Raw genomic sequence first — 21,663 nt, forward strand, 5'->3', positions numbered from 1 at the left:
CGGGCGGCAAGCGCGACTATTTCTATTCCATCGAGGGCGACAGCCAGTCGGTCTCCGACTTCGTGGTGGCCTGGATCAAGGCCAACGGCCGCGAGGCCTCGCCGAAGTACGTGCTGGGCGAGAGCTACGGCACCCAGCGCGCCGCGTTCATGGCCGGCCAGCTCGCCAAGGTCATGCCGCTGGAGGGGGTGTTCCTGTTCGGCCAGGCCGTGAACATGATCGAGACCAGCCAGCGGGCGAAGAACGCGGTCTCGTACGCCACCAACCTGCCGGCGCTCACCGCCATCGCCGCCTATCACGGCAAGGCGCCCTACTGGAAAGGCAAGTCGATCGGCCAGGTGGTCGAGGAGTCCTACGCCTTCGGCATGGGCGAGTATCTGCAGGCGCTGCTGCAGGGCTACGACCTGCCCGCCGCCAAGCGGAAGGCGCTGGCCGACAAGCTACAGGCGATGACGGGGATCAGCTCGGCCTACTACCTGGCCAACGATCTCGTCATCACCAAGATCGCCTTCGCCACCGAGCTGCTGAAGCCCGAAGCCCAGATGATGGGCATCTACGACGCGCGCTACATCGGCCCCCTGCCCCAGCCGGGCCAACGCGCCCAGGACCCGTTCGGCAAGGCCCGCGGCGGGATCGAGCCGATGGTGCAGCAGCACCTGTCGCAGAACCTGGGCGTGACGTGGCCGATGAGCGACTATCGTCCGATCGCGCCCGGTTCGAACGCTTGGACCTGGGGCGGCACCCTCGGACCCGGCGGCCCCTTCCTCGACTTCGACTATCCGGCGCGCATCGACGCTGCGTTCAAGGCCAACCCCAAATTCCGGCTGATGATCGGCACCGGCGTCTTCGACCTCACCACCACGGCCGGTCCTGCGCGCTACATGGTCACCAAGAGCGACTGGCCGCGCGAGCGGATCTTCCAGCGGCTCTATTGGGGCGGCCACATGGCCTACACCCACATCCCGTCGCACAAGGCGTTCTGCGAGGACATCCGCGCCTGGGTCACGGGCGGCAAGCCCGGCCCGCGGAAGCTGGAGGCCTAGCGCCGATGCGCCGCGTTCTCGCTGCAGGGCTCGCGGGCCTGGCCCTGGCCGCCGCGACGCCCGCCCTGGCGCTGCCCCACGCCGAAGCCCCGGCGGTCACCCAGCATCGCATGACAGTGGGGGGAAAGCCCCTCGCCTACACCGCCGAGGTGGGGCGCATCGCGATCCGCGACGCCGAGACCGGCGAGCCGCGCGGCTGGATGGGCTACATCGCCTATCGCGTCGCCTCGGCCAAACCGCGCCCCATCGCCTTCGTCTGGAACGGCGGCCCGGGGGCCAATTCGGCGACCCTGCACTTCGAGGTCGCGGGGCCGAAGCGTGGCGAGGCTGGCGGGCTGGTCGACAACCAGGAGACCTGGCTGACCGATGCCGACCTGGTGTTCGTCGACCCCATCGGCACGGGCTTCTCGCGGCCGACCAAGGCCGAGTACGCCGACGGCTTCTACGGCACGCTGGGCGACGTCGCCTCGGTGACGGAGTTCGTCCGCGCGTGGCGGCTGCAACACGGGACCGAGGCCAATCCGCTCTACCTGATCGGCGAGAGCTGGGGCGCCGGCCGCGCGGCCAACGTCGGTTACGCGCTCCTGAAGCGCGGCGTGCCGGTAGCGGGCCTGGGGCTGATCTCGGGCGGCACGGGCCTGTCGCGGCTCGGTGAGGACGGGCCGGTCGGGCCACTGAAGATCGTCGGCTTCGCCGCCACGGCATTCACGCTCGGCAAGCTGTCGCCCGATGTCGGCGCAAGTTCCGCGGCGGTCGAGGCGGCTGCGAACAGGTGGGCGCGGGAGACCTATGCGCCCGCCCTGGCGCGCCGCGACCAGCTCACGCCCGACGAACGGGAGCAGATCGCCGCCGGCCTCTCGCGCTTCACCGGCGTCCCCGCCGACAAGATCGACCGCAAGTCGCTCGCTCTGACGCCACGCCAGTTCCGCACCCTGCTGGTCCCCGGCAAGACGCTGAACACCTTCGACATGCGCATCACGGAAGAGCCGCGCGCCGTGTCGCGCGATGCGATCCTGGCCTATCTCCGCGGTGAGCTCGGCTATCGGACCGACTTGCCCTACGTGGGCCTGGAAGCCCAGGACGACGGCTACCTGCCGGACGGCAAGCCGGTCCCAGGCGTCGGCGCCCGCTGGGACTACGCCACCGCCAAGGTCACGCCGGAGGAACGCCAGGCCGCCATCGCCGAGGCGGTCCGCACGGGGGCCGGTCCGCCGGCCCTAGGCCCGCCCCTGCCGGCCACCGCCGAGGCCGTGGCGCTGAACCCGAAGCTGCGCGTACTCGTCGCGTCGGGGCTCTACGACTCCCTGGCCAACTGCGCCGGCGCCGACGAGACCGCGCGCAATCTGCCGGCGCCGCTGAAGTCGGCCATGAGCTTCAAGTGCTATCCGGGCGGCCACATGATGTACCGCGACCAGCCCACCCGGCTGAAGTTCAGCCAGGACATCCGCAAGCTGGTCTCGGGCGGCCTGCCTTAGCGAGCAGTTGCTCCCCCGCCGGGGGAGCTGTCAGCGCAGCTGACTGAGGGGGTCCACAACGGCCGTGGAGGAGGCCCCCTCCACCGCTTCGCGGTCCCCCTCCCCCGATGGGGGAGGAACGGAGTCTACCCCGCCTCGTACAGCGCCTTCGCCGCCGCGAGGTCCTGCACCACGTGGCCGAGGGACTTGTAGACGGTGATCTGGTCCGGGGACTGACGGCCCTCGAGGTCGCCGGCCAGCACCTGGCCGATCTCGCCGACCACATGGCTGTCGTCGATCAGGCCGGCGGCCTTGGCGTAGAGGAACTCCGCGCCCTGGGCGAGGACGCCTTCGCGGCTGTCGGCGATGAAGCGCGAACGCACGACCAGATCGTTGTCGGCTTCCCTCGGGCCGGGCCCGCTTGAGCCCACCAGGTTCACGTGCGTGCCAGGGGCCAGCCAGGCGCCTTCCAGGATCGGCTCGCGGGCGCCGGAGACGGCGGTGACGATGTCCACCCCGGTGACCGCCTGGCGGACCGTGGGGGCCGCGAAGGTCGGGATGCCGAGTTCCGCCTCGACCGACTTGGCGAACGCCTTGGCGCGGGCCTCGTCGCGGCCCCAGACGGTGATGGCTTCCAGCTTGCGCACGCGGCTGATGGCGCGGGCGTGCGTGCCGGCCTGCTCGCCATAGCCGAGGATCGCCATGCGCGCGGACTCCGGCCGGGCCAGGGCGTCGGTGGCGACCGCGCTGGCGGCCGCGGTCCGGATGGCGGTGATCTCGCCGGCGTGGGCGATGCAGACCGGCGCGCCGGTCTCGCCGTCGAACAGCACGACGACGCCCTGGTGCGACTGGATTCCCTTGGCGAAGTTGCCGTGGAAGACGCTGATCAGCTTGGCGCCGAAGTATTCGTGCGTCCCCAGCGCGCCCGGCATGATGCCGAACACCCGGCCCTCGCTCAGCGGCAGGATCGAGCGCAGGTGCTGCCGCGTCTCGCCCTTCGAGAAGGCGATCATCGCCTGGCGCACCAGGGGGATGCAGACCTCGTAGGTCAGCTTCTCGCGGACCTCGTCCCGGTCGATCACGCGCATCAGGCACCCCCCCCAAATGTCGGACGCGGCGGCGGTGTGAGGTCCGCCGCCGCGTCCACGCGACCCGATACTCTGGCTCGCGCCGAACTAGAAGCGCGCCTTGAGGCCGACGTAGTACTGCCGGCCCAGGATGTCGCCATAGTTCCGGGTGGGGAACGAGGGCTCTTCATCCGTGATATTCGTGACGCCGCCGCGGATCGTGTAGTTGCCGATCTCGTAGGCCGCCGAGACGTTCTGGCGCAGGTTTTCCTTCACGTGCGGCGTCGGCACGTTCTCGATGGTGGAGGTGTAGGTGAACTTCACCGGCGACCAGTAGTCGATCGAGTAGTTCAGCCGCAGGGGTCCCCGGCGCCAGCGCGCGTCGAAGCGGACACGCAGATCCGGCGACGGTCCATAGTCCGGTGTGGACGACGTGTTGTCGATGCGGGTGATGTCCACACCAGTGACCGAGACTTCGTACTTCTCGATCCGCGTGGCCTCGACGTTCAGCTCCAGCTCCCCGAGGTCGCGATCGCCGAAGTAGCGGCCCACCGGGAAGGTGTAGTTGATGTTGTAGACCTCGCCGCGGAACGTGATCCGGCCGGCGTTGAAGGTCGTCGAGCGGGCGGTCACGATCTGACCCGTGGCGTCACGGGTGAAGGTGGCGCAGATGTCCGCGGGCTGGTCGATCGAGTCGTAGCAGGTGGCCAGGAAGCTCTGCGGCGTGAAGGCCGACAGGCCGTCCTTCAGGTCCACCTCCACCCGGTCGGCGACGAGGGTCAGGCCCGGCACGAACTTCGGCTGGAGCACGAAGCCGTAGGTCCAGGTCTTGGAGATCTCGTTGCGCAGATCGGGGTTGCCGCCGGTCGTGATGTTGGCGCCGGAGAAATTCTCCGAGAGATCCTGGAAGGTGGCCAGGTTGCCGTAGCCCGGGTTGGCGCGGAACAGCGCCTGGCAGTTGGCGAGGCGGGTCGCCGGCGACGGCCCGAGGGCGATGCGATCGGCGTCGCAAGGATCCTGGGCGATTGAGCCGAGCGCGGTACGCTGGGGTGCGAAGAGCTGATCCAGGGTCGGCGCGCGGAAGTTCCGGCTGCGCGAGGCGCGGAACGTCACCCCCTCCACGACCTCCCAGCGGCCGCCGACGCCCCAGACATCTTCCTTGCCGGCGATCGAATTGTCGACGTAGCGGTAGGCGCCGTTCAGTTCGACGCTGCGGGCGAAGGGCAACGTGAAGTCGCCGCCCAGCACCGGCACCAGCAGTTCGCCCGAGAATTCGTCGGTGTTGAAGCTACCCTTTGTGGCGGCGGTCGGCACTTGCGAACCGATGACGCCCCGCTGCACCGACACGAGCGGCACGAACTTGGCCTTCTCTTCACGGTGCTCATAGGCGGCGCTGAACTTCACCTTGCCGGCCGGCAGGGCAAACAGGTCGCCCCCGAACGTCGCCAGCAGGTCGTCCTGGGTGTTGAGATAATCCTGGCCGATCTGGGTCGTGGCGTAGAGGCGGGCCTCCTGGGTGACGTTGCCCACCCCGAACGGATTGATCGGCGCGCAGGACGGGTCGTCGTTGGCCGTGGTGGCGTCGGCGTTGATGGCGCAGACGATCTGGCCGGCGTTGTTCCGAACGGCGTTGATCGCGTTGTTGAAGCGCTGGGTCACGACGCCGTAGCCGCGCGTCTTGCCGTCGGTCTCGGCGTGGCTGAACGACAGGCTCCAGTAGAAGTTGCGCTCGCCCACGTCGAAGTCGCCGTCCAGCGACAGCAGGCCGCGCACGGTGTCGGTCTGATAGGTCTGCTCGCGGGTCGGCAGCAGGTCGGTCCACCACTTCGACAGGGTGAGCGGCGCGCCGGCCGGGCCGAGGATCGCGGTGACCGCCGGCGAAAGGTAGGGGTTGGTGCGCGACACGCTGATCGGGCCCGCGCCGCTGGCGGCGCTGTTCAGCACCGTGTTGCTGGCCTGATTGCCGTAGGGGTCGCGGCTTTGGACGCGGGCGTAGAGCAGTTCGCCCGAAAGCTTGATGCGGTCGGTGATGTCGTAATGGCCGACGACCGTGCCGCTCCAGCGCTCCACCCCGGTGACCAGCGAAGCCAGCTCCTGGTACGGATTGCCGTCACCGCCGCTCGTGAAGGGCGGGACGGTCGGGTTCAGCAGGTTGCCGATGCTGTAGGGGACCAGCGCCGTACCGGCCGAGTTGAACTGCTGCGGAACGCCGCCCACCTTGTAGATCGAGCTGGCGAAGGGCGGGCCCGGATTGAACAGCACGCCGTTCGCGTTGAAGCTGACGAACCGGGTGTTGAGGTTTTCGGTGACAGCCGGGACGCCGTCCGTGTTCGAGCGGTTCGCGGGGTTCGAGATGGTCACGCGGCCCAGGTTCGAGCGCGGACGGTCGTAGTCGTAGAGCGGCCGGGTCTTGGACCATTCCACGTCGACCGCGATGTTCGCACGGTCGTCCAGGAAGTTGCGGCCCGCCGTCGCCCGCAGGCTCTGGGTCGGATAGTCGTCGCGCGAGGAGATGCCGTACTGGGCGTCCAGCTCCAGGCCGGTGAAATTGTCCTTCAGCACATAGTTCACCACGCCGGCGATGGCGTCGGAGCCGTACACGGCCGCGCCGCCTGCCTGGGCGATGTCCACCCGGGCGATCAGGCCCGTCGGGATGATGTTCGTGTCGACGACCCGATCGCCGAGGCCCGACGAGGAGGTCACGAAGCGGCGGCCGTTCACCAGCGTCAGGGTGCGGCCGGCGCCGAGGCCGAAGAGGTTCGGGAACTGCTGGCCGCTGCCCGAGGCCGAACCGCTGCCGGCGGCCTGCGCGAACTGGGGCATGACCGCCGTGAGCTCGTTCAGCGCCTGGCCGGCCTGGATGAAGCCGCGGTCCTCGATCGCTTGGGCGGTCAGGACCGAGACCGGAGCCTCGGTGGTCGTCTCGGCGCGCTTGATGCGCGAGCCCGTGACCACGATTTCGCCGATCTCGCTGGCCCCACCCGAAGCGGTCTGTGCGAAGGCCGGAACGGCGGCTGCGAGGACGAGGCCTCCGACGATGGTCGAGGCCAGCATGCGCGAACGGATGGTATTCATCTCAAGATCCCCCAGGGTCTGAAGCCTGGGCCGGCGCTGCGCTTCGCGCATGTCCCCGACCGAACTCCTTGCCACTGCCAGACGGTAGGTTCGGCCCACCGGTTTTTCTTTTCGTTCTTCGAACCTTTGCCCGTTCGACACACATTGATAATGCATCCGCCCGCCGCGCAGCGAATGGGCAATGCAGCGGCACGCAAATCGGCCAAATCGCGTTCCACGGCGTGACCGTTCCTTGACAGCCGAGCCTTGCGCATCCGCTATGCGCCCATGGCCCGACGCAAAGACGAAGTTATGCCGACCGCCCTCGATGCCATCGACATCAAGATCCTGGATCTCATGCAACGCGACGCCTCCCTCTCGACGGGCGAGCTCGCGGAACGCGTGGGGCTCTCGCAGTCGCCCTGCTGGCGGCGCATCCAGCGCCTGCGCGAGGAGGGCTACATCAAGGCCGTGGTGGCCGTGGTCGACCACGAGCTGGTCGGCTTCAAGATGCAGATCTTCGCCCAGGTGAAGATGACCACGCTCACCGAAGAGGAGCGGGCCAATTTCTACAAGGCGATCAATAGCATCCCCGAAATCCTCGAATGCTGGACGGTCTTCGGCGAGATGGACGCCATGATGAAGATCCTGGCCCCGGACGTGACCTGGTACCAGGACTTCATCTTCTCTGTGCTCCTGAAGCTGCCCGGCGTGGTGGATGTCCGCTCGATCGTCACGCTGTCGGCCCAGAAGAGCACCATGGCCGTGCCGCTGACCGCGCGGAAGTTCCGCTGATCCCGCGAATAAATCATCCAAGCGACCACTCGGCGTTCGGGAAGTACGCAAGGATAATTCGGTGGCCCAGCGCTAGCCTTCGCAGGAGGCAGGACGTCCGATGAAGTTCACCCGTAGAGCGCTGGTGGCCGCCGCGGCGGTGTCCCCCGGCCTGGCCCAGGCGGCCCAGGCGCCGGCGGGCGCGCCGACGGCCGCCCTGCCCGTCCGATCCCTCTTCGCCAGGATGCCGTATGTCTATCTGGACAGCGGCTCGACCCACCCCATGCCGCTCGGCGCCAAGGCGGCGCTGGAGGAGTACCTCCGCTACAAGACCCGCGACGGCCTGTGGCAAGGCTATTCGATGGACGCCAAGGAGAAGGCGGTCATCGAGCGCTTCGGCGCGCTGGTCGGCGCGGCGCCCGACGAGCTGACCTTCATCCAGTCCACCACCATGGGCGAGAACCTGGTGCTGCAGGCGCTGGGGTTCCCGCAGACCGGGGGGCGGATCGTCACCGACGCCCTGCACTTCTTCGGCTCGTTCTACACCTACGGCGAGCTGCGCAAGGCCGGCATGGATGTCGTCACCCTGCCGATGACCCGCGAGGGCCGCATCGACATGAAGGCCATGGCCGCGGCGGTGAACGACAGGACGAAGCTGGTCTCGGTCAGTCACGTCTCGACCACCAACGGCTTCGAGCACGACCTGAAGGCCGTCTGCGACCTCGCGCACGCACACGGCGCCTACGTCTATGCCGACATCGTGCACGGGGCTGGCTCCACCCCGTTGGACCTGCGCGCGGCCGGCGTCGATTTCGCGGCCTGCTCTTCCTACAAGTGGCTGATGGGCGACTTCGGCCTGGGCTTCCTCTACGTGCGCAAGGAGCTGCAGGAGAAGGTCACCCGGCCCTGGTGGGGCTATCACCAGGTAGGCGGCCGGTTCGTCACCCACGTGTTCCCCTACGACGCCCCCGGCGAGACGGTGGCCGACTACGGCTACGCCCGCGGGACCGACGGCAAGTTCGCCATGGGGACCACCTCGTGGACCGGGGCCGTGCAGCTCGACTACAGCCTGGGCCTGATCCAGCAGCTCGGCGTCGCCAATATCCAGGCGTACCGCCAGCCCATGGCCGATGCGATCCAGAAGGACCTGCGCGGCCGAGGCTACGAGCCCATGACCCCGCTCGACAGCCGCACGCCGCTGGTCGCCTTCGCGCTCAAGGACGCGCGCGCCAAGCTGGGCGATCTGCTCGCCAAGAACGACCTGCGGCTGACCGTCAGCGCCAACCGCTTCCGTGTGTCCCTTTCGGTGTTCAACGACATGAACGACGTCGACCGGCTGCTGGCTGTCCTGCCCAAGGCTCCGCCCGCGTGAGGCTGGCCGCGCTCCTGACGGCGACCGCGCTGGTCGCCACCTCCGCCCTCGCCCAAAATCCGGCGCCGACCGCGCCGCCAGCCGCCCCGCCGCCGGCCGCGGCCAACGCAGGACCGTTCTCGATCCCGATGTCGCGTCCGACCGCGCCGGGGCCGGTGGAGCCCCTGCCCGCCCCGAAGCGGTTCGTGACCAAGCACACGATCGCGGTGAAGGGCCAGAAGATCGCCTACACGGCCATCGCCGGCGAGACCTACCTCTACAATCGCGCCGCCGAGCCGATCGGCTCGATCTTCTCGTTCAGCTACCTGAAGGACGGGGCGGCAGATCCCAAGCGGCCGGTGCTGTTCGTATTCAACGGCGGGCCGGGCTCGTCGTCGCTGTGGCTGCACATGGGCGTCGTGGGACCCCGCCGGGTGGTGCTGGACCAGGAAGTGAACCCCTCCAACGTCCCGCCCTTCGGCATCGCCGACAACCCGTACAGCCTGATCGACGTGGCAGACCTGGTGTTCATCGACCCGGTGGGCACGGGCTGGTCGAAGGTCGTCGGCAAGGGAACCACCGCCGACTTCTGGGGCGTCGACGAGGACGCCGACACCGTCAGCCAGTTCATCGAGCTGTGGCTGACCGAGCACCGGCGCTGGAATTCGCCCAAGTTTATCATGGGCGAGAGCTATGGCTCGGTCCGCGCCGCGGTGCTGCCGCGCGCGCTGATGGGCGGGCCGCTCTACATGGGCGTGATGCGCGGGATCACCGTGAACGGCGTGATCCTGCTGGGCACGACGCTGGGCGCGCGCAACGCCTCGGGCGAAGCCGGCGCGGCCGAGATGAGAACGGCGCTGGGCCTGCCGGCCTTGGCCGACACCGCCTGGTACCACCAGAAGATCGACCGCAAGGGCCGCGGGCTGGAGGCCTTCCACCAGGAGGTCACCGCCTTCGCCAAGGGCGACTACCTGGACGCCCTGAAGAAGGCCAAGGCCGGAACGCTCGGCGCCGCCGAGCGCGCGGCGGTCACCGACAGGCTGTCGGGCTACACCGGCCTGCCGCCCGCCGCCTTCGAGAAGAGCCTCGCCGTGCCCGACGCCGCGTTCGGCCGCATGGTGCTGGCCGACAAGGGGCTGCAGGTGGGCGCCTACGACAGCCGCTACACACTGCCGCTGGCGAACAGCGGCAATGATCCCGTCGGCGACGACCCGGCCATGGGCCGCTACGTCCCCGGCTTCGTGGCCGCCTTCCACCAGATGATCGCCGACGACCTCAAGGTGGAGATGGACCGCCCCTACGGCGCCATCGTCTGGAAGGACCTGCTGCCGTCGTGGAACTGGGACCGCAAGGGCGTGCCCGAGGGCCAGAGCTTCGCCACCGACCTCGCCGTCGCCATGCGGCGCAACGAGACGATGCGGGTGCTGGTCGCCTCCGGCTACTACGACCTGACCACCCACACCGCCCCGGCCGAATACTCGGTCGAGCAGGCGAAGATGCCCATGGATCGCGTCATGCTCCGCCGCTACGCCTCGGGCCACATGCTCTACCTCGGCGACACCGCCGGCGCCTTCGCCGACGACGTACGGACCCTGATCCGCGACGCGACGAGGTAGGGCGGAGAGCGGGCGCCGCGCTCGATCCCCCCAAACCACCATTCATCCGGGGCATCGGGGCGACCAGCAGCGGAACGTCCCCCTCCTCTCCCCCCGAGCTTGCGAGAGAGGGGAGAGGGTAGGGAGAGGGGCGACGCAGGACGCGCCGCTGCCGCTCCGGGTTCAGCCAGGATCCACCGAAGGATGCTCGCCGCCGCAGGCCAGAAGGATCTCGCGGCACACGTCGTCGCGGCTTTCCAGCACCGATGAGTTCCAGAACCGGATGACCGTCAGGCCAAGGCCCTCCAGGTAGGTGGTCCGCCGGGCGTCGTACTCGGCCTGCTCGGAGTGCTGCCCGCCATCGAGCTCCACCACCAGGGCCGCCTCGACGCAGAGGAAATCCACGATGAACGGCCCCTTCGGGACCTGACGGCGCCAGCGCCAGCCGCCGAGCCTGCGGCCGCGCAGGGCGTTCCACAGGCGCGCCTCGGCGTCGGTGTCCTCGCGCCGAAGCGCCCGCGCCCGGTCGCGCTGGGTCTGGTCCTTCAGCGTCTTGAACGTCGCCATCGCTGCGTAGGGCGGGTCATGGCTGAACCGTCGCGCAAGCATTCAGGCCTGCGTCGCCCCTCTCCCTACCCTCTCCCCTCTCGCTTCGCGGGGGGAGAGGAGGCGAAGACGCCTAACGTCCGCCCGGCCCGGCGCTCACCGCATCCCCCAAACACCTATTCATCCGGCGCGTCGGGGGATCGGCGGCTGACCATCCAACGCTTGATCTCGTGGCGTCGAGCCTGCCTGCCGGTCGAGGCGTGTCAAGGACGCGCCTCCGGCGCGCCGCCGCGCGGCTGGCCTCCGGCCAGTCCTTGAGACGCCTCGACCGGCAGGCTCCAATCCGTCCATGAGATCGAAGCCTTCCCCTCTCCGAGGGAGCCTTATCGAAGGGAAGCAGCGAACATTGCAATGGGTGGATTGCGGATTTCACCTCCTCTCCCCCCGAGCTTGCGAGAGAGGGGAGAGGGCAGGGAGAGGGGCGACGCAGGACGCGCCGCTGCCACTCCCGGTTCAGCCAGGCCCCACGAGCGGCGCCCATGGAGAGGCAACGCTGGACCATCCTGCCCCGCTGATCGCCCAGCGTCGCCCCTCTCCCTCCCCCCTCCCCTCTCGCTTCGCGGGGGGAGAGGAGGTGAAACCGCCGAACGTCCACGAACGGTGGAAAGGGGACCTCACCTCCCCGTCGCGGCAGCAACGGCGGGAGGGGAACCGACCGCCGAAGCCGGTGCCAGCCGGCTGAAGAGCGGTTGGTGGAGGGGGCGAGCCACCTCCGCGATATCCAAGGCCGCCCCGCCACACCGCCCTGCCGGCCACTTGCCCCCTCCACCCTCCCGCCGCTTCAGAGGGGAGGTGAAGGTCCGCAACGGGGCGGTCGCCGAAATGAAGACAGCGCCTGAGAGCTGACGTTCGCCGGGTCGCCAAGACGGACGTCGCGAAAGTCGGCGAGGGGGTGGGTTGCGGACGCTATTGTGCGCGCTCTCCCTTGAGCCGCGCTTCTACTCGCGCGACCGCGGCGTGCCATCCACCCGCCCGCGCACATTCCCGAGTCATCACGAAAAGTAGGATTATCCAGGTGGCGACCCAGAAGCCGTTCACACCGACATAGAACCAGTAAAATCCTGGCTCTGACGCCCGCCCGTACCAGTCGCCGCGCCGATATACCCGCCGATCGACAAGAGCCCGGACTAGCCACCATACGAGCGCCGACCCCAGGACGATGTAGATCAAGGCCGACGCCATGAGCAGCAGCGAGGCAAGCGTCCGTGCCGCTGATCTGATCATGGTCACTCCGTTTCGCGTCTACCCTATTGAGGCTCCCTCCAGTGCTCAATGTCGGCGAAGGGCCGAATGCCGACCTCGACGCCCGCACCGACCACCGACTCCCGGAACCGCCGCCAAGTCCCGCCCCACTATCTACGTCCGAATTTGACGCACACACCCCCTACATCTCCCCCATGTCCGCGAGCGACCGCGACCTGGAGATGATGGCCTGGCTCGCCGAGCGGGACATGGAGGCCGTCGCCCATGCGCATGCGCAGTTCACGGCCGCTACCGACCCCGACGAGGTGGCGAGCCTCGGCCGCACGTATCAGCGGGTCTCGCGCTGCCTGCGCTCCACCCTGGCGCTGAAGATGAAAGCGCAGCAGGGTCAGGCGGACGCCGCGGCCCGCACGACGATCCTGGGCCGGCGCGACGCCTTCGCCCGCGAACAACAGATCGAGACGCGCACGCGGCAGCTCCAAGACGCCGTCGAGCGCGTGGCCGCGGCCGCCGTCGCCGACCCGGGTGAGCGCGAAGAGCGCCTCACCGACTTCGACATGGCGCTCGACGACTGGATCGAACAGCCCGACTTCATCACCGCCGACCTGGACGAACAGGTGCGCCGCGCCTGCCGCCTGCTCGACCTGCCCGAGGACCTTGCCCACACGTGGCGCACCCTGCCCCGGCCGGTCTTCGAAGACGACCAGGCCTGGGCCCACGACGCGCCGCCCGACGAGGCCGGCGCTACGGCCGATCCGCCTCCCCTTCGCGACTCCGGGTGACGGGCCGCAACCACCCCATGGCCCGAACGTCCCGCATCATCCCGGTTTCGCCGCCCGGCGAAGATCGGACCCCTGTATCGCTTGCGGTTACGGGGTCGCGCGCCTTTGCCCCCGTGCTCCGCCGCCGTGCTTCAGCGCGACGCGGCCCCGGCCGTCACGAACGTCCGCACCGCCGCCGCGAAGGTCGCCAGGTTCTCCGGGTGGTCGTACACCCCATGCGGCCCCGCGAAATAGGCGGCGGTGAGCTGGGCGCCCGGCACGCCGGCCTGGTCCAGGACATAGCGGCCCGCGTAGGCGGGCGTGGTCAGGTCGTAGTAGCCCGCCGCCCAGAAGAGCCGCATCTTCGGGTTCTCGCGCATCGCCTGGCCCAAGGCCTCGTAGGGATTGGCGCCCCGCTCGTGCGTCCAGGCCGCGTTCACCTGGAAGTTCACGCCGTAGTACGGGTCGGCCGCCGGGTACTTCAGCACCTCGTTGAGGTAGCGGCCCACCACCGGGCTCGGCACTGCGCCGATCGCCGCCGGGCTGGGCGGCGGACCGGCCGGTGCGCCCGCGGCGCGCTTCGGCACGACGCCGAGCGCGGGATCGTCGATGGCGCCGTCCTGGCCGGGCTCCAGCGGCGCGGTGATCGTCACGTCGAGGAGGCCGGTCCGCAGCGACCTGTCCTTGAGGATGTTGAACATCCAGTCGTTCTTGGACAGGCGCAGGTCCTTCTCTTCGATCAGGGCCGCCGGCACGCCGACCAGGCCCGACATCTTCTCGGCGATCCGGCGCTTGTCGGCGGCCGGCAGGCTGCCGCCCTGGATCAGCGCCGTGACGTATTCGGTGCGCGCGAACTGCAGCGCCTCGGCGAACACCTGGTCGACAGTGCGGCCGGCGCGGTCGATCTTCTGGTGATACCAGGCGCCCGCGGCCATGGTCGGCAGCGCCACCACGTAGGGCATCTCGCGGCCGGGCACGTCCCCGGCCAGGGCGATCAGCAGCACGCCGTCGAATGGCAGGTCGGCCGATATCTTCACGATGCTGGCCGCCCGCGTGGTGCCGTAGCTTTCCCCGGCCAGGTAACGCGGCGACGCCTCGCGGCCATTGGCCTTCAGCCAGGCCTGGATCACCTGCTTAACGGCCTGGGCGTCGCCCGAGTTCGAATAGAACGCCTTGCCGTCGTTGCCCGGCAGGGGCCGCGAGAAGCCCGTGCCGACCGGATCGATGAACACCAGATCCGCGGCGTCCAGGGGGCTGACGGTGTTCGGCTCCCAGCCGCCGCCGGTGCGGTCATCCGGCGCAGCCTTCGTGCGCTTGTAGGGGCCCAGCGCGCTCATGTGCAGCGGCGAGGACGAGGCGCCCGGCCCGCCGTTGAACAGGAACACCACCGGCCGCTTCGCGCGGTCCTTCACGCCGTCGCGGACGTAGGCGATGGTCGTGGCGGCCGCGGCCGGCTTGCCCGCCGCATCGTTCAGGAACGTCTCGGCGACCGTCGCGGTGTATTTCACCTTCTGGCCGTTGAAGACCCCGTCGTGCTTCGTGACCGCCACGCGGGGCGCAGGCGTCCCCACCGGCGTCTGCGCGATGGCCGGCGCGGCGGCGAGCGTTGCGGCGGCGAGGCTGAGGGCGGCGAGCGCGCGGCGCGTCGGTTGCGGCATTCGGATTTCCCCTGACCTTTCACCAGCCTAGCCGTGGGCGGGCGGCATATCTTTTCGTTCTCCGCCCCGCCGCAGAACGGTGCGCATGACTTATGCGCATGCACGATGCCGCACGCATAGGCCGCTCGGGATTTCCACCTGCGCAGGGCGAAATTGCAAAGAAAGTCCGCCACCGGCGCCTAAGCTAAGAGACTACCGCCGCCGTCAGTGCAGCGGAGCGTTCAGGGGCCAAGTTTGAATCCAGTCCATCCCAACCACGCGGCGCCCGCGCAGCACCCGGCCGCGGCCGGGGACCTGTTCGAGGCGGGCTCGTACGCCGAGTGGGGCCGTGCGGCGATCCGCATCCGCGAGGCCGGGCTGGACGTGTCGATGCTGTGGGACAGCACCATCGCCGAGCCGACCGCCGCGCTGGCCGCCGTGGTCCGCGAGGCGTTCGCCGATCCGGTCTCCTCGCGCTACGTCAGCGTCTTCGCCGACGGCAACCGCTTCGCCGTCGAGGCGCTCGGCCGCCGCTACGGCCTGCGTCCTGAGCAGATCCTGACGACCACAGGGGCGACCGGCTCGCTGGCGCTGGCCCTCAAGGCGCTGGTCCAGCCGGGCGAGCACATCCTGGTGGAGACCCCGGGCTTCGACGTGCTCCAGCGCGTGGCGCGCGACGCCGGCGCCGAGGTCGACATCTTCCGCCGGCCGGCGCCGGACTTCCGCCTCGACCTCGACGACCTGCAGGCCAAGCTGAAGCCGACGACCCGCGCGGTGCTGATCACGAACCTGCACAATCCCAGCGGCGCGTGGCTCGCCCCCGACGCCATCAAGGCGGCGGCGACGATGCTGTCGAAGGCCGGCGTGGTGTTGATCGTGGACGAGGTCTACGCCGACTTCGCCCAGGCGGCCGGCGCGCCGCCCGCCGGAACCCTGGCGCCGAACGTCATCAGCGTCTCCAGCCTGACCAAGGTCTTCGGCCTCTTCGCCCTGAAGTTCGGCTGGCTGGCCGCCGATTACGAGCTGGTCGCCCGCCTGCGGCGCAGCGCGCCGGACGGCGACATGGGCGTCTCGAAGCTCTCTCACGCCGTCGCCGCCCACGTGCTGGAGAACCCGGCGCCGTTCGAGACCCACTGGCGAGCGCTGCTGGCGGCCAGCCGGCCGACCGTGGCCAAGCATGTGGAAGCGCTGGTGGCCGACGGCCATCTGGACGGCGAGCTGCCGCCCTACGGCTGCATGTATTTCCCGCGCGTCGTCGGCGTGAGCGACACGCGCGCTCTGGCCCAGCGGCTCCTGACCGACTTCGACGTGCTAGTCGCGCCGGGCGAGTATTTCGGCGCGCCGGGCCATATCCGGATCGGCTTCGGCGCCGACCCCGACGCCATCGACGAGGGCCTCGTCCGACTTCACGCCGGCCTGACCGCGCTCCGCTGACCTGACGTCACCTTTGTCGACCGGACCCGCCGACGGCGGCTTGCGGTCCGCCGCAGTTCGCACCACTCTGGGATGCAAGTGCAATTGCTGGGTGAAACCAGGTGAGCGAGCCTAGCGGCCACGTCCTGATTATCGAGGACGAGCCCATCATCGCGATCGAGCTCGAGATGCTGTTGGGCGAGCTCGGCTACCGGAGCTTCGCCGTGGCCGACACGCCGGACGGCGCATTGACCAGCGCCCGCGAGCACCGGCCCGACCTGATCACGGCGGACTACCGCATCGTGGCCGGCACCGGCCTGGAGGCGGTGCGCCTCATCACCGACGCCCTGGGCCGCATCCCCGTCGTCTACGTCACCGGCAACCCCGACATCCTGGCCGGAGAGCCGCGGCCGACCGTCGTGGACAAGCCCATCTCGCCGGCCGCCCTGCGCCGGGCCTGCGCCTACGCCACCGGCGCGCCGTCCCCGTCCTGAGGCCGGCGCCCGGGCGGCGGCGCCTCAGGCCTCGTTCAGTTCGAGCGCCGGATAGTCCACATAGCCTTCGGCGCCGGGCGCGTAGAACGTCTCGAGCTTCCAGGGATTGAGCGGAGCCCCACGCTGGAGCCGCGCTGGCAGGTCGGGGTTGGAGATGAAGTCCTTGCCGAACGAGACGGCGTCCGCCTCACCCGCGTCGAGCAGCGCCTGCGCCGTCTCAGCGTTCAGGCCCTCGTTGGCGATATAGACGCCGCCGAAGTCCGCCTTGAGCTGCGGCCCGATGCTGTCGGACGCCACACGCTCGCGGGCGAAGAGGAAGGCGATGCCGCGCTCGCGCATGGCGCGGGCGACGTACCCGAACGTGGCCAGCGGGTTGCTGTCGCCCATGTCGTGGCTGTCGCCGCGGGGGGCGATGTGCAGACCGACCCGATCAGGACCCCACACCGAGATCGCCGCGTCCACCGCCTCCAGCATCAGCCGGGCGCGGTTCTCGATCGGGCCGCCGTACTCATCGGTGCGCCTGTTCGTGCTGTCCTGCAGGAACTGGTCGAGCAGGTAGCCATTGGCCCCGTGCAGCTCGACCCCGTCGAAGCCCGCCGCCTTCGCGTTCTCCGCGCCCTTGCGGTACGCCTCGAGCACGTCGGCGATCTCCGCGCGCGAGAGGGCGTGCGGCACGGGGTAGGGACGCTTCGGCCGCAACAGGCTGACCTCGCCCTTGGCGGCGATGGCGCTGGCCGAAACCGGCGGCTGGCCGTCCAGCAGGCTGGGGTCGGAGATCCGGCCCACGTGCCAGAGCTGCATGAAGATCAGACCGCCCGCGTCGTGGACGGCCTTGGTCACCTGCTTCCACCCCTCGACCTGCGCGTCCGACCAGATGCCGGGCGTGCGCTCATAGCCGACGCCGCGCGGGGTGACCGAGGTGGCCTCGGTGAGGATCAGGCCGGCCGACGCGCGTTGGGCGTAGTACTGGGCCACCAGCGGACCCGGAATTCGCTCGTCGCCGGACCGCGCGCGCGTCAGCGGCGCCATCACGATGCGGTTCTTGAGCGTCAGGTCGCCGACACGGATCGGATCGAACAAGGAAGGCATTTGGAAGTCCCCGGAATATCCTGTCCGAGAGGTAGGGAGCGCCGCGGTCCCGCGCGACCACAGTTTTCCTGCGGCCGCTGTCAGACGCCTTCGCAGTGCGGCTGTGGCAGGGCGCGGGCAAGGCCGAACTCGCGCATGGCCGGCGCGAAGTTGACGTTGTCGTGGTTGTCGCGCGTCAACTTGATCAGCGCGAACCGCTGCAGTTCGGACAGGCGCCGCCATTCGCCGGGCGTCGGCGGCGACAGCCCGATCGTCCGGGCAAGGGACGTGACGGTGGCCGGCACATCGTCGCCCAATTGCGCGAGGGCCGCCGGAGGCTCGTTCAACAGGGTCGCCGCCTGCCCACAGCAACGCGCCACGAGATCGATCAGGCTCTCGCGATAGGCCCGCACATGCGCGTCGGTGGCGCAGGGCCGCTCCAGCAGTGCTCGGCGGTCCTCCCGGGTAAGGCGGCTCCACTGGCGCAACGAGAGCTTGATCCCGCTGCGGTCGAGCTTGAGACGGACCGCCATCGGGATGCACCGCAAGCTGGCGACAAAATCATCCTCGAAGGCGAAGAGCTGGCTGTCGTGCATCATCCCGCCTCCGCGAAGTTCATTGGCGGGCGGGCAGCAACGCCCGCGGCCTGCGCCGTCACCTCGCCCACGATCAGCACGACAGGCCCGCTTGGCGCCGCCGCCGCGAGGATCGGCCCCAGCTCGCCGAGCGCGCCTGGGATGGCCCGCGCCTCCGGACGGCCCGCGTTCTCCACCGCGATCGCCGGCGTCAGGGGCGACCGGCCCTGGGCGATCAGCCGCTCGGCGGCGGCGGCCAGGCGGTCGCGCCCCATGTAGAGCGCAAGCGTGGTCTGCGGATCGGCCGCTGCCGCCCAGCCCCCCTGCGTGAGACCGGAGTCCTCCGTCGTGGCGGTGGCGACCAGCAGGCGGCGCGCTTCGCCCCGGTGGGTGAGGGGGAAGCCGAACTGGGCGGCCGCGGCGCTGGCGGCGGTGACGCCCGGCACGACCTCGGTGGCGATCCCGTGGGCGTGGAGAAACGCAGCCTCCTCCCCTACTCGACCGAACACCGAGGGATCGCCGCCCTTGAGCCGCACGACGCGCAGGCCGCGACGGGCAAGGCGCAGCATCAGGCGGTTGATTGTATTCTGCTTCATGCTCGCGCGGCCGGCGCGCTTGCCGGTCTGGATCTTCAGGCAAGCGTCCGGCGCCAGCGCGATCACCTCGTCCGACACCAGGGCGTCGTAGAGTAACGCCTGGGCGCCCTCGACGGCGCGCAGCGCGCGAACCGTCAGTAGGTCGGCCGCGCCCGGTCCGGCGCCCACGAGCAGCACTTTCCCTGGTTCATGCGGCATGGCGGACGTCTCCCTTGGCGGCGGCGATCAGGCGGGCGATCTCGGGGCGGCACGAGCCGCAACTGGTTCCGGCGCCGGTGGCCTCGCCCACGGCGTCGACGGAGGCGCAGCCGCCGGCGACGGCGGTTTCGATCCGCTTGGCGCGCACACCGCGGCAGGCGCAGACGATGGGGCTGGCGTCCATCGCCTGGCCGGGCTGGCGACCGATCAGCAGCGCGGTGCGGTCGGCGGCGGTCAGGACGTCGGCGGCGAACAGGTCGGCCAGCCACGCACGCGGCGGCAGGAGGCCGGCGGTGGTGAAGAAGATCACCCGCTCCAGCCGCTCGCCGTCGATCCAGGCTTCGCGCAGACTGCCCGCGGCCAGGTCCTCGTAGCGTAGCACGTCTCCGGCCTTACGGGTGAGGGCCTTCTGCACGGCGGCGCGCTCGCCGGCGTCGCCACGGCCGGCGAATTCGTGGAGCTGGCAGGCCGCGTGCGGGATGCGCCGCCAGACGAGGTCGAGGCCGGCCGGCGGCTTCCAGGCGTCGCGGGCGATGAAGAAGCCGCGCCAGGTCTCGCGGTAGGCGCGGACGCGGGCCGGCGTATGCTTGAACTCAGGCTGGCCCGAGCGGGGGTCGACCTTAGGCGCGACCAGCGGATTGGCGCGGCCCTGGGGCGCGAACGCCTCGGTCCAGTGCATGGGCATGAAGACCGAGCCAGGCCGCTGGCGGTCGGTCAGCACGGCCAGGGCGACGGCCTCGCCATGGGAGGTCTGCACGCGGGTCAGCGCGCCCTCGCCGATGCCCAGCGGTCCGGCGTCCGCGGGGTGGATCTCGACATATGGCTCGGGCGCGTGGCGGCAGAGTTCGGGGGCCAGCGCCGTGCGGGTCATGGTGTGCCAGTGGTCGCGGACGCGGCCGGTGTTGAGCGACAGCGGATAGACGCCCGAGGTCGCCTCGGCCGGCCCGCGGGCTGCGACCGGAACCATGCGGGCCCGGCCGTCCGGGGTCTGGTAGCGGCCGTCGGTGAATAGGCGCGGCGTGCCGCCGCCCGCAGTCACCGGCCACTGCACGGGCTCCAAGGCGTCGTAGGCGTCGGGCGTGACGCCCGCCAGCGGGCCGAGGTTCAGGACGCGGCCCCCACTTCCAGGTTCAGGGTTCTCGTAGGCCGTGAGGCGCGCCCACTCACGGAACACCTGCGCCTGGGTGCGCCAGCCGAAGGCATCCCCGAAGCCCATGGCGGTCGCGACGTCCGACACGATCCGCCAATCGGCGCGGGCCTCACCCGGCGGGTCGAAGAGACGCCGCTGGCGACTGATCCGGCGTTCGGAATTGGTGACCGTGCCGTCCTTCTCGCCCCAGGCCAGCGCCGGCAGCTTCACGTGGGCGAACGCCAGGGTGTCGGTCTCGGCCACGCAGTCGGAAACGGCCACGAACGGACAGGCGGCCAGCGCCTCGCGCACCCGGCCGGCGTCGGGCAGGCTGACCGCCGGGTTGGTCGCCATGACCCACAGCGCCTTGATACGACCCGCGGCGATGGAGTCGAACATGTCTATGGCCTTGAGGCCCGGCGCCGTGGCGATGGTCGGCGAGCCCCAGAACCGCTGGACACGGGCGCGGGCGGGCTCGTCGAAGTCCATGTGCCCGGCCAGGGTGGTGGCCATGCCGCCGGTCTCGCGTCCGCCCATGGCGTTGGGCTGGCCGGTGATCGAGAACGGGCAGGCGCCCGGCTTGCCGATCCGGCCGGTGGCCAGGTGAACGTTGAGGATCGCCGAGCCCTTGGCTACGCCCTGGCTCGACTGGTTGGCGCCCATGGAGAACAGGCTGACCGTCCTGGGCGTCTCGGCGAACAGGCGGAAGAAGGCCTCCAGGTCGGCGAGCGGCACGCCGCAATCGGCGGCCACGGCGGCAGGGGACTGGTCGGCCTGGGCGAGCTCGGCCTCGACGTCGGCGAAGCCCGATACGTGAGCCGCCACATAGGCGCGGTCGATCGCGCCACGGCGGATGAGGTCGGCTAGCAGGCCGTTCCACAGGCGCACGTCGGTCTGGGGGGCCAGGGCCAGGTGCAGCTCGGCGGCGTCGGCCGTGTCGGTGCGGCGCGGGTCGATGACCACGTGGCGCTGGCCGCGGGCGCGGGCCGCCTCCATCCGCCGATAAAGCACCGGATGGGTCCAGGCGGCGTTGTGGCCCGAGAACACCACGAGGTCTGCGAGGTCGAGGTCCTCGTAGCAGCCCGGCACGAGGTCGGCGCCGAAGGCCAACTTGTGGGCCATGACCGCCGAGGCCATGCAGAGCCGCGAGTTGGTGTCGATGTTCCCCGAGCCGATGAAGCCCTTCATCAGCTTGTTGGCCGCGTAGTAATCCTCGGTGAGGAGCTGGCCCGAGACGTAGAAGGCCACTGAGTCCGGTCCATGCCGTGCGATGGTCTCGGCGAACCGGCTGGCGACGCGCTGGATGGCCTCGCCCCACGAGACCCGCCGGGCGCCGATCATCGGGTGCAGCAGCCGGCCTTCGAGGCCGACCGTCTTGTCCAGCGCCGCGCCCTTCGAGCAGAGGCGGCCGAGGTTCGCCGGATGGTCGGCGTCGCCCTTCACGTCGAGGGTGCGGCTCCTGGCCTGGGCGGCAACCCCGCAGCCCACCCCGCAATAGGGACACGTGGTGCGCACAGCAGCGCCCCCCCTACCCTTGGGGTCCCCCTCCCCCGCGGACACGGGGGAGGAACGGGTCAGTTCCTCCCCCGCTCGTGGGGAAGGGGGACCACGAAATTGTGGAGGGGGCGCTGGTGCGACCACGGCC

At 70.1% G+C, this 21,663-nt stretch carries 15 protein-coding genes and 1 pseudogene; 8 read left to right on the forward strand and 8 right to left on the reverse strand.

Annotation, left to right across the window (positions count from 1 at the left end):
- A pseudogene (locus Q0L11_RS11390) lies at positions 1-1,043 on the forward strand (hypothetical protein); the annotation flags it as partial.
- 5 nt (positions 1,044-1,048) lie between these two features.
- Complete coding sequence (locus Q0L11_RS11395; RefSeq protein ID WP_296597373.1) at positions 1,049-2,518, forward strand: peptidase S10; 1,470 nt, start codon at positions 1,049-1,051, stop codon at positions 2,516-2,518.
- Positions 2,519-2,643: 125 nt separating this feature from the next.
- On the opposite strand, the gene Q0L11_RS11400 is transcribed toward Q0L11_RS11395, so the two are convergent.
- On the reverse strand, positions 2,644-3,585 hold the full coding sequence (locus Q0L11_RS11400) for an ornithine cyclodeaminase family protein (RefSeq protein WP_296597374.1): 942 nt from the start codon (positions 3,583-3,585) through the stop codon (positions 2,644-2,646).
- Positions 3,586-3,672: 87 nt separating this feature from the next.
- Entirely contained in the window at positions 3,673-6,639 is a 2,967-nt protein-coding gene (locus Q0L11_RS11405) for a TonB-dependent receptor (protein ID WP_296597375.1), read from the reverse strand.
- Between the two features lie 291 nt (positions 6,640-6,930).
- On the opposite strand from Q0L11_RS11405, the gene Q0L11_RS11410 reads away from it, so the two are divergent.
- The 3 genes from Q0L11_RS11410 to Q0L11_RS11420 all read left to right on the forward strand — a co-directional run bounded on the left by Q0L11_RS11410 (position 6,931) and on the right by Q0L11_RS11420 (position 10,359).
- On the forward strand, positions 6,931-7,413 hold the full coding sequence (locus Q0L11_RS11410) for an Lrp/AsnC family transcriptional regulator (protein ID WP_296597376.1): 483 nt from the start codon (positions 6,931-6,933) through the stop codon (positions 7,411-7,413).
- 100 nt (positions 7,414-7,513) lie between these two features.
- Positions 7,514-8,764, forward strand: a complete 1,251-nt coding sequence (locus Q0L11_RS11415; protein WP_296597377.1) for an aminotransferase class V-fold PLP-dependent enzyme — start codon at positions 7,514-7,516, stop codon at positions 8,762-8,764.
- Positions 8,761-10,359 (forward strand): hypothetical protein, encoded by a 1,599-nt coding sequence (locus Q0L11_RS11420; protein ID WP_296597379.1) that lies wholly within the window; start codon positions 8,761-8,763, stop codon positions 10,357-10,359. The genes Q0L11_RS11415 and Q0L11_RS11420 overlap by 4 nt, the downstream gene beginning before the upstream one ends.
- 162 nt (positions 10,360-10,521) lie before the next feature.
- Here Q0L11_RS11420 and Q0L11_RS11425 read toward each other — a convergent pair whose 3' ends face one another.
- On the reverse strand, positions 10,522-10,947 hold the full coding sequence (locus Q0L11_RS11425; protein ID WP_296597380.1) for an endonuclease domain-containing protein: 426 nt from the start codon (positions 10,945-10,947) through the stop codon (positions 10,522-10,524).
- 1,394 nt (positions 10,948-12,341) lie between these two features.
- Between Q0L11_RS11425 and Q0L11_RS11430 the strand changes: the two genes are divergently transcribed.
- On the forward strand, positions 12,342-12,929 hold the full coding sequence (locus tag Q0L11_RS11430; protein ID WP_296597382.1) for a hypothetical protein: 588 nt from the start codon (positions 12,342-12,344) through the stop codon (positions 12,927-12,929).
- 131 nt (positions 12,930-13,060) lie between these two features.
- On the opposite strand, the gene Q0L11_RS11435 is transcribed toward Q0L11_RS11430, so the two are convergent.
- Positions 13,061-14,566, reverse strand: coding sequence for a hypothetical protein (locus Q0L11_RS11435; protein ID WP_296597383.1), 1,506 nt, complete (start codon positions 14,564-14,566; stop codon positions 13,061-13,063).
- 234 nt (positions 14,567-14,800) lie between these two features.
- On the opposite strand from Q0L11_RS11435, the gene Q0L11_RS11440 reads away from it, so the two are divergent.
- Entirely contained in the window at positions 14,801-15,979 is a 1,179-nt protein-coding gene (locus Q0L11_RS11440) for a pyridoxal phosphate-dependent aminotransferase (RefSeq protein ID WP_296597385.1), read from the forward strand.
- 101 nt (positions 15,980-16,080) lie between these two features.
- Positions 16,081-16,452 (forward strand): response regulator, encoded by a 372-nt coding sequence (locus tag Q0L11_RS11445; RefSeq protein WP_296597387.1) that lies wholly within the window; start codon positions 16,081-16,083, stop codon positions 16,450-16,452.
- Positions 16,453-16,476: 24 nt separating this feature from the next.
- Here the strand turns inward: Q0L11_RS11445 and Q0L11_RS11450 are convergent, their stop codons facing one another.
- The 4 genes from Q0L11_RS11450 to Q0L11_RS11465 all read right to left on the reverse strand — a co-directional run bounded on the left by Q0L11_RS11450 (position 16,477) and on the right by Q0L11_RS11465 (position 21,533).
- Positions 16,477-17,541 carry an alkene reductase gene (locus Q0L11_RS11450; protein WP_296597388.1) on the reverse strand — a complete coding sequence of 355 codons (1,065 nt, stop codon included), beginning with the start codon at positions 17,539-17,541 and terminating at the stop codon, positions 16,477-16,479.
- Positions 17,542-17,621: 80 nt separating this feature from the next.
- Positions 17,622-18,119 (reverse strand): nitrate reductase associated protein, encoded by a 498-nt coding sequence (locus tag Q0L11_RS11455; protein WP_296597390.1) that lies wholly within the window; start codon positions 18,117-18,119, stop codon positions 17,622-17,624.
- The gene (cobA, locus tag Q0L11_RS11460; protein ID WP_296597392.1) at positions 18,116-18,889 is read right to left on the reverse strand and encodes a uroporphyrinogen-III C-methyltransferase; all 774 of its coding nucleotides are present in this window, start codon (positions 18,887-18,889) and stop codon (positions 18,116-18,118) included. Before cobA ends, Q0L11_RS11455 begins: the two co-directional genes overlap by 4 nt.
- Positions 18,879-21,533: a nitrate reductase gene (locus tag Q0L11_RS11465; RefSeq protein ID WP_296597393.1), complete on the reverse strand. Its 2,655-nt coding sequence runs from the start codon at positions 21,531-21,533 to the stop codon at positions 18,879-18,881. Before Q0L11_RS11465 ends, cobA begins: the two co-directional genes overlap by 11 nt.
- Positions 21,534-21,663: the final 130 nt, after the last annotated feature.

The organism is Phenylobacterium sp., assembly GCF_024508875.1.
GTDB lineage: Bacteria > Pseudomonadota > Alphaproteobacteria > Caulobacterales > Caulobacteraceae > Phenylobacterium.